General features: G+C 73.6%; 10 protein-coding genes. 8 read left to right on the top strand and 2 right to left on the bottom strand.

The features are described 5' to 3' along the window. Window positions 1-361 precede the first annotated feature (361 nt). The 6 genes from paaA to J0670_RS22880 all read left to right on the top strand — a co-directional run bounded on the left by paaA (window position 362) and on the right by J0670_RS22880 (window position 4,655). The gene (gene paaA / locus J0670_RS22905) at window positions 362-1,363 is read left to right on the top strand and encodes a 1,2-phenylacetyl-CoA epoxidase subunit PaaA (protein ID WP_207813524.1); all 1,002 of its coding nucleotides are present in this window, start codon (window positions 362-364) and stop codon (window positions 1,361-1,363) included. Continuing rightward, window positions 1,360-1,689: a 1,2-phenylacetyl-CoA epoxidase subunit PaaB gene (gene paaB, locus J0670_RS22900; RefSeq protein WP_207813523.1), complete on the top strand. Its 330-nt coding sequence runs from the start codon at window positions 1,360-1,362 to the stop codon at window positions 1,687-1,689. Before paaA ends, paaB begins: the two co-directional genes overlap by 4 nt. 13 nt (window positions 1,690-1,702) lie before the next feature. Further along, window positions 1,703-2,656: a 1,2-phenylacetyl-CoA epoxidase subunit PaaC gene (paaC, locus tag J0670_RS22895; RefSeq protein ID WP_307806648.1), complete on the top strand. Its 954-nt coding sequence runs from the start codon at window positions 1,703-1,705 to the stop codon at window positions 2,654-2,656. Window positions 2,657-2,682: 26 nt separating this feature from the next. Beyond that, a complete protein-coding gene (paaD, locus tag J0670_RS22890; RefSeq protein ID WP_307806647.1) occupies window positions 2,683-3,261 on the top strand; it encodes a 1,2-phenylacetyl-CoA epoxidase subunit PaaD in 579 nt (192 codons plus the stop codon). After that, the gene (gene paaE, locus J0670_RS22885) at window positions 3,262-4,386 is read left to right on the top strand and encodes a 1,2-phenylacetyl-CoA epoxidase subunit PaaE (protein ID WP_207813521.1); all 1,125 of its coding nucleotides are present in this window, start codon (window positions 3,262-3,264) and stop codon (window positions 4,384-4,386) included. Window positions 4,387-4,466: 80 nt separating this feature from the next. Next, a complete protein-coding gene (locus tag J0670_RS22880; RefSeq protein ID WP_207813520.1) occupies window positions 4,467-4,655 on the top strand; it encodes a helix-turn-helix domain-containing protein in 189 nt (62 codons plus the stop codon). A gap of 35 nt (window positions 4,656-4,690) precedes the next feature. Here J0670_RS22880 and J0670_RS22875 read toward each other — a convergent pair whose 3' ends face one another. Continuing rightward, the gene (locus J0670_RS22875; RefSeq protein WP_243437382.1) at window positions 4,691-5,767 is read right to left on the bottom strand and encodes an NAD(P)-binding domain-containing protein; all 1,077 of its coding nucleotides are present in this window, start codon (window positions 5,765-5,767) and stop codon (window positions 4,691-4,693) included. Window positions 5,768-6,001: 234 nt separating this feature from the next. After that, window positions 6,002-6,373, bottom strand: a complete 372-nt coding sequence (locus tag J0670_RS22870) for a YbjQ family protein (RefSeq protein WP_207813519.1) — start codon at window positions 6,371-6,373, stop codon at window positions 6,002-6,004. 138 nt (window positions 6,374-6,511) lie between these two features. Here J0670_RS22870 and J0670_RS22865 point away from each other — a divergent pair, with 138 nt between their 5' ends. Both J0670_RS22865 and J0670_RS22860 read left to right on the top strand, forming a co-directional pair. Beyond that, a complete protein-coding gene (locus tag J0670_RS22865) occupies window positions 6,512-7,441 on the top strand; it encodes a hypothetical protein (protein WP_207813518.1) in 930 nt (309 codons plus the stop codon). Between the two features lie 111 nt (window positions 7,442-7,552). Continuing rightward, a partial coding sequence (locus J0670_RS22860) for a hypothetical protein (protein WP_207813517.1) occupies window positions 7,553-8,044 on the top strand: 492 nt, incomplete at its 3' end.

Here is an 8,044-nt window from a genome sequence, read left to right as displayed (position 1 = left end):
GGGGCCGGGGCGCACGCCCGGCACGAGCACATCCGGCTGGACCAGATCGCTCCCAGGGTCGCCCTGCTCGCGGCGCTGCTCGCGGTGCCGCTGCCGCGGCTGCGGGACCGCGGGGAGGGATGAGGCGGGGGAGCCGGATATCGGGCTGGCGGGCGACAGGCGACAGGTAGCGGATGGCAGCTGACAGCTAACGGCTAACAGATGACGGATAACAGCTGACAGATTTCAGTTTCTGTCAGCTGTTATCCGTTTCCGCGATCCCTTGCCATCCCTCCGCCCGGCCGCGCAGAATGGTACCGACCGAACGGTCAGTCGGTTGGTGCCCGGTGCGGGCCGGCCGGGCAGGACACGAGAGGGGACCGTGGTGACAGCAGAGGTGGCCGAGGCGGTTCCCGCGCAGACGCCGGAGGACCGGTTCGAGGCGGTGATCGCCGCCGAGCAGCGGATCGAGCCCAGGGACTGGATGCCCGATGCCTACCGGGCCACCCTGATCCGCCAGATCGCCCAGCACGCCCACTCCGAGATCATCGGCATGCAGCCCGAGGGCAACTGGCTCACCCGGGCCCCCTCGCTGCGCCGCAAGGCCATCCTGCTCGCCAAGGCCCAGGACGAAGCCGGCCACGGCCTCTACCTCTACGCCGCCGCCGAGACCCTCGGCGTCGATCGCGCCGAGCTCACCGAGAAGCTGATCAGCGGCCGCCAGAAGTACTCCTCGATCTTCAACTACCCCACCCTCACCTTCGCCGACGTCGGCGTGATCGGCTGGCTGGTGGACGGCGCCGCGATCTGCAACCAGGTCCCGCTCTGCCGTTGCAGCTACGGCCCGTACGCCCGCGCGATGGTGCGGATCTGCAAGGAGGAGTCCTTCCACCAGCGCCAGGGCTTCGAGCTGCTGATGACCCTGATGCGCGGCACCGAGGCCCAACGCCGGATGGTCCAGGACGCGGTCGACCGCTGGTGGTGGCCGTCGCTGATGATGTTCGGCCCCTCGGACGCCGACTCGCCGAACACCGCCCGCTCGATGGCCTGGCGGATCAAGCGCCACAGCAACGACGAGCTGCGGCAGCGCTTCGTCGACATGACCGTCCCGCAGGCCCAGCACCTGGGCGTCACCCTCCCCGACCCCGAGCTGCGCTGGAACGAGGAGCGCGGCGGCTGGGACTTCGGCGAGCCGGACTGGTCCGAGCTGACCCGGGTCATCCACGGCCAGGGCCCCTGCAACGCCCAGCGGGTCGAGCGCCGCCGGACCGCCCACGAGGACGGCGCCTGGGTGCGCGAGGCGGCCGTCGCCTACGCGGCCAAGCGCGCCGCCGAACACGCCGCAGCCGCCGAGCGGCACACCGAACAGGAGAACGGAAAGTGACCGAGTCCCCGGCCGCCCCCCACGCCGAGTCCCCGGCCGAGTCCAAGGCCGGCTGGCCGCTGTACGAGGTGTTCGTCCGCCCCCGGCGTGGCCTGAACCATGTCCACGTCGGCTCGCTGCACGCGTCCGACGACCGGATGGCCCTGCTCGCCGCCCGCGACCTGTACACCCGCCGCAACGAGGGCGTCAGCCTCTGGGTGGTCCGCTCGGACGCGATCACCGCCTCCACCCCGGACGAGCGCGACCCGTTCTTCGAGCCCAGCGGCGACAAGGTCTACCGCCACCCGACCTTCTACGACATCCCCGAGGATGTCCCGCACATCTGACGGGGGAGCCACCGTGCACGACCACACCACGCCCGCCACCGAGTCCACCGTGACGTCCACTGCGACGTCCACCGCGGCGCCCGGCACCGAGGACGACCATGTCTACCTCAGCCTCGCCGAGGCCGCTCCCGGCCCCGAGGGCGAGGGTCGCTGGGCCTACGGGACGGGCTTCGCCGATCCGCTGCTCGGCGTGGACACCGCGCTGCCCGCCGGCCTGGACGGCGCCGACCTCGCCGCCTACTGCCTGATGCTCGGCGACGACGCGCTGGTCCTCGCCCAGCGGCTGATCGAGTGGTGCACCCGGGCGCCCGAGCTGGAGGAGGAGGTCGCGCTCGCCAACCTCGGCCTCGATCTGCTCGGCCAGGCCCGGCTGCTGCTCACCCGGGCCGGCCAGGCGGACGGCACCGGCCGCGGTGAGGACGACCTGGCGTACTGGCGGGAGGAGCACGAGTTCCGCAACGTCCGCCTGGTGGAGACCCCGAACGGCGACTTCGCGTACTCGATCGCCCGCCTGCTGCTGTTCGCCACCGCCCGCGGCGCCCTGTACGAGGCGCTGAGCGGGCACGCCGACCCGGTGCTGGCCGCGGTCGCCGCCCGGGGAGCGAAGGAGCTGGCGTACCACCGCGAGTACGCCACCGCCTGGACGCTGCGGCTCGGCGACGGCACGCCGTACTCGGCGGAGCGGATGCAGGCCGGGCTGGACGCGGTCTGGCCGCTGCTGGAGGAGCTGTTCACCGGGCACCCGGTGGAACGGCGGGTCGGCGTCGACCCGGCGGAACTGCGTGAGCCGGTGCTGGGCGCGCTCGGCGCCGTCATCGCCGAGGCCGGGCTGTCCGTGCCGGACGTTCCGCCGCTGGCCACCGTGCTCGGCCGGGCCGGCCGGGACGGGGTGCACACCGAGGCGCTCGGTCCGCTGCTCGCCGAGTTGCAGGTGGTGGCCCGCGCACACCCTGGGGCGACGTGGTGACGGGCACAGCGGGCACAGCGGGCGCCGTGGACGTCGCGGGAGCCGTGGGCACCGTCCGCGACCTGGCCTGGGAGGTCGCCGCGGCCGTCCCGGACCCGGAGCTGCCCATGCTCACCCTGGCAGACCTGGGCGTGCTCGCGGACATCGAGGTGGACGGCGGCAGCGGCACGGTGACCGCCTGGCTGACCCCGACCTACTCGGGCTGTCCGGCCGTCGCCGAGATGGCCGCCGACGTGGACCGCCGGCTGCGCGCGGCCGGGTACCCGGACGTCCGGGTGCGGCTGCGGCTGGACCCGCCGTGGTCCACCGACCTGATCACCGCCGAGGGCCGCCGAAAGCTCGCCGCCGCGGGCATCGCCCCGCCGAGACCGGGCGCGGCCGCGACGGCCTCGACGGCGGCAACGGCCGTGCCGGCCGGGTACGGCCCCGTCCCGCTCACCCTCGGCCCCACCCGTGCGGGAACCGCGACCGTGGCCGCCGTGGCCTGCCCGCACTGTGGCGGTACCGACACGGAGGAGCTGTCCCGCTTCGGCTCCACCGCCTGCAAGGCGCTCTGGCGCTGCCGCGCCTGCCGCGAGCCGTTCGAACGCGTCAAGGAGATCTGAATGCCCGCCGCGACCCCTGTGACGGACACCGTCCGCCCCGCCCGCCGCCCGGCCTTCCACCGGCTGCGGATCGACCGGGTGGAACGGCTCTGCGAGGACGCCGTGGCGGTGACCTTCGCGCTGCCGGACGGCCTGGCGGCCGAGTACGCCTTCCGGCCCGGGCAGACCCTGACACTGCGCAAGGTGGTGGACGGTGTCGACGAGCGCCGGTCGTACTCGATCTGCGCCCCCGTCGGCGGTCCGTTGCGGATCGCCGTCCGGGAGGTGCCCGGCGGGCTGTTCTCACGCTGGCTGGTGCGCGAGGCCCGGCCCGGCGAGGAGGTGGAGGTGCTGACGCCCTCCGGTCTGTTCACCCCCGAACTCGGCGTCCCCGCCGACCACGTGCTGCTCGCTGCCGGCTCCGGCATCACCCCGATGCTGTCGATCGCCGCCTCCGTGCTGGCCGCCGACCGCCGCTCCACCGTCACCCTGCTCTACGGCAACCGGCGCAGCGACACCGTGATGTTCGCGGACGAGCTGGCCGATCTGAAGGACCGCTACCTCGGCCGCTTCCAGCTGGTCCACGTCCTCTCCCGGGAGACCAGGGACGCCGAACTGCTCAGCGGCCGCCTGGACCCGGAGCGGGTCCGGGCGCTGCTGGCCGCGCTGGTGGACGTCGGCGGCGTCGGGCACTGGTGGCTGTGCGGCCCGTTCGGCATGGTCGCCGGGGCGAAGGACCTGCTCGCCGAACTGGACGTCCCCGCTGAGCGCGTGCACCAGGAGCTGTTCCACGCCGAGGACGAGCCGCTCACCGAGCGCGACGAGGACTGGGACCGTACGGACGGCGACGCCGAAGGCACGTCCGGGGAACGCAGCGAGGTCACCGTCGTCCTGGACGGCCGGGGCAGCACCCTCTCCCTCCCGCGCGACCGCTCGATCCTGGACGGCGCCCAGCGCTCCCGCCCCGACCTGCCCTTCGCCTGCAAGGGCGGGGTCTGCGGCACCTGTCGCGCCCTGGTCACCGAGGGCGAGGTGGAGATGCGCCGCAACTTCGCGCTGGAGGAGAAGGAACTGGCCGCCGGCTACGTCCTCACCTGCCAGGCCCGCCCGCTCACCGACCGGGTGACCGTCGACTACGACCGCTGAGCCGCCTTCACCCGAACGAACCCGTGGCGGAGAGTCGGGGTGGACCGGTGTCGGAGGATGACCGGGCGCACTGACCGGCGATGCCCGTGCTGCACCGGATCGGGGACCGTTGGAGCGTCGTCCCGATCAGCCTGCTGACTGAACGGCCGTACGGCTACAACGAGTTGGACCGAGCCGTGGCAGACCTCTGTCGCCGGGTGCTGACCCGTGCGCTGCGCGCGCTCGAACGCGAGGGGTACGTCAGCCGTACCGCCCGGCCCGAGGGGTGAGGCGCGGGAGCGGGCCCCGGGAGCGGACACCGGGGTCAGACCGTGGCGGGGGCGGGCTGGTTCGCCGGGTCCCCGAGCAGTCCGACCAGGTCGTTGACGGCGGCCCGCCCGGCCCGGTTGGCGCCGATGGTACTGGCGGACGGGCCGTAGCCGACCAGGTGGACGCGGGGGTCGGCGGTGGCCCGGGTGCCGGTCAGCGCGATGCCGCCGCCGGGGGAGCGCAGGCCGAGCGGGGCCAGGTGGCCGACCTCGGGGCGGAAGCCGGTCGCCCAGATGATCGCGTCCACCGACAACTCCTCGTCGCCCCAGGCGACTCCGTGCTCGGTCAGTCGGTCGAACATCGGCCGGCGGTGCAGTGCGCCCAGCTCTTCGGCGCGCCGGTAGGCGACGGACGGGCCGAGGCCGGTCACGCTCACCACGCTGCGCACCGGCAGGCCCTGGCGGACCCGCTCCTCGACCTTGGCGACGACGGCGCGCCCGTACTCGGGGGTGAACGGTCCATCGTGGTAGACCGGTTCGGAGCGGGTGACCCAGACCGTCTCGCCGACCGCCGCCACCTCGGACAGCACCTGGATCGCCGAGGCGCCGCCGCCCACCACCAGGACCCGCCGGCCGGCGAACTCCTCGGGGCCCCGGTAGTCGGCGTAGTGCAGCTGTCGGCCGGCGAAGCGGCCCGGGTAGTGCGGGAGGAAGGGGCGGGTCCAGGTGCCGGTGGCGTTGACCAGCGCCCGGGTGGACCAGGTGCCGTGGTCGGTCTCGACCAGCAGCCGGGAGTCGGGGCGCTCGGACTCGGCGCGCACCGCGTGAACCGCGACCGGGCGTACGACCGGGAGCGCATGCCGGGCCTCGTACGCCGCGAAGTACCCCGGCACCACCTCGCGCGCGGGGGCCTCGGGGTCGGGCGGCGGAAGCTCGGCGTCCGGGAGGTCGTGGAAGCCGTGCACGGTGGCCATCCGCAGGGACGGCGAGCGGTGCGCCCAGGCGCCGCCGGGGGTGGCGTTGGCGTCGAGCACGACGAAGCCGCCGTCGGCTCCGTCCCGATAGGGGGCGAAGCCGCGGCGGCGCAGGTGGTAGGCGGCGGAGAGGCCCGCCTGCCCGGCGCCCACCACCAGGACGTCGACGCGGTGCTGCTCGTCATTCGTCGTGCGACCAGCCGTCGGGTCGGCCGTCGGGCCGGTCGTCGAGTCAGCCGTCAGGTCGGCCGTGGGACCGGTCGCACCGCTGGTCGCGTCGTCCGTGGCCCTGCCGATTGCACCGTTAGTTGCGCCGTAAACAGTCACGTCGGCGAAACATCGGCGGACCGGCGGGTGTTCCCCCAGGTGAGGGGACGCTCTGAGGGGATGTCGTCAGGAGACGGGCGAGATCACTGCGGCCGTGCCGTAGGCGCAGACCTCGGTGCCCACGTCCGCCGCCTCCGTCACGTCGAAGCGCATCATCAGCACCGCGTTGCCGCCGCGCGCCTTGGTCTGTTCGACCAGTCGCGCCATCGCCTCGTTGCGGCTCTCGACCAGGGTCTTCGTGAGGCCGCGCAGCTCGCCGCCGATCAGGGACTTCAGCCCGGCGCCGATCTGGCTGCCGATGTGGCGGCTGCGCACGGTCAGCCCGAAGACCTCGCCGATCACGTGGTCGACCCGGAAACCGGGGATGTCGTTGGTGGTCACGACCAGGACGTCGGCGTTCGGGCCCTGCCCGCCGCCGTACTCGTTGATGTCAGCCATGGGGTCCATCCTGCCGGGGTAGCGCGTTCGAGTGATGGAGGCGCGGCCGGGTGACGGTCGGGAAGAGGTGGCCGAGAAGGCGGCGGGAAGCTGGTACGGACCGGTGATCGGGCGACGGAAAAGCCGTACCGTAGCCCCATGGGCGAGCGAAGCGATCATCCGCAGGGGCCGGGCGCGGCTGAATTCTCCGGCGCACAGGAGATCGAGGCGACGGTGGTGCTGGGCCTGCGGATCACCGACTGGCCGGCGCTGCGCGCGGCCGCGATCAAGGCCGTCGAGGAGTTGGACTTCGACGGCATCGATCCGGTCGGCCAGCGCCGCGAACTGCTGCGGGAGGTGGCCGAGGACGCCAACGCCGCGCTCGGCGCGCTGCTGCACCCCGACCGGCTGGTGGCCGCCATCCCCGGCGTGGAGGCGATGGGCGGCACGCTGGAGATCAGCGTCACCGAGGACTTCACGCCGGACTTCGCCGATCTGTTCCCGCTGGACGGCGACGAGGAGGACGGCGGCGCGGGTGCGGACTGGACCCTCACCCCGCGCACCGCCTGCCTGCTGCACGCCCAGCTGATCGGCCTGGCCGACGCCGCGTACGACGACCTCGACGAGCACGGGGACGAGCCGGTCGCCGAGGGCGAGGACGTGGACTGGGCGGTCTTCGCCCGGTTGCCCCAGCGCACGTGGCGGCTCCACCTGGGCTGGCGCCGTGCGATGGCCCGGGCCTTCGACGACCTCGCCGACGACCTCGCGCTCGGCGAATGGCCGCTGCCGCGCTGTCTGGCCGAGGAGATCGCGCTGCGGATGGCGCTGGTGGACGCCCGCGCGCTGCTCGGGGCCCAGCCCGAGTCGGTCGCGGACATGATGGGCGACCTGCCGGCCGACCTGTACGACTACGACTGGGACGGCTGCCACGACGAGCTGTTCGGCGTGTACGGGCCGGACGACGGGGACCCTGAGCTGGGCGCGGAGCAGCGCACCGAGCTGCTGCTGGCGGCGACGCATCCGGAGGGCTGGTTCCTGATGTACGAGGACGCGGAGGAGCGGGACCCGCAGCGCGGCTACCGGCGCTGAGCCCGTAGCTGACGCTGGGCCCGTATCGGGGCTGAGCGGGCGTCGGTGCCGGACGGGCATCGGTACGGGCTCGACGGGGCGTGACGACGGGTGGGCGGCTAGGCTGCGGGCATGTCCGATGTGTCTGATATTCCCGGTTCGAAGGGTGCGCGCTCGGGGGAGTCGGCCGTCGACGAGTCGTCGGCCCTGGATCGGATCGCACTCGGACTGGACGGCGTGCAGGCGGCCCAGCACGGCCGGACGGCCCAGGCGCGGGCCAGCTTCGAGGCGCTGTGGGAGGCGCTGGGGGAGCGGGACGTCTTCCACCGCTGCGTCCTGGCGCACTATCTGGCCGACCTGCAGGACGACCCCCGGGCCGAGCTGGAGTGGGACCGGCGGGCCCTCGCGGCCGCCGACTCGCTGACCTCCGAGCGCGCCCGGACGTACGAGTCCGCCCTCCAGGTGCGGGCCTTCTACCCCTCGCTGCACCTCAACCTGGCCTCGGACCACCTCAAGCTCGGTGAAACCGACCTGGCGCGCGAGCAGCTCGAACGGGCCGTGCGGAGCCTGGACGCGCTGCCCGGGGACGCGTACGGCGCGGGCATCCGGGCGGCGGTGGACGAG

The organism is Streptomyces sp. FH025 (assembly GCF_017427025.1).
In the GTDB taxonomy this organism is placed as follows: domain Bacteria; phylum Actinomycetota; class Actinomycetes; order Streptomycetales; family Streptomycetaceae; genus Kitasatospora.
Note: the sequence above shows the minus strand (reverse complement) of the source record. Positions and strands in the feature narration are given on the sequence as shown.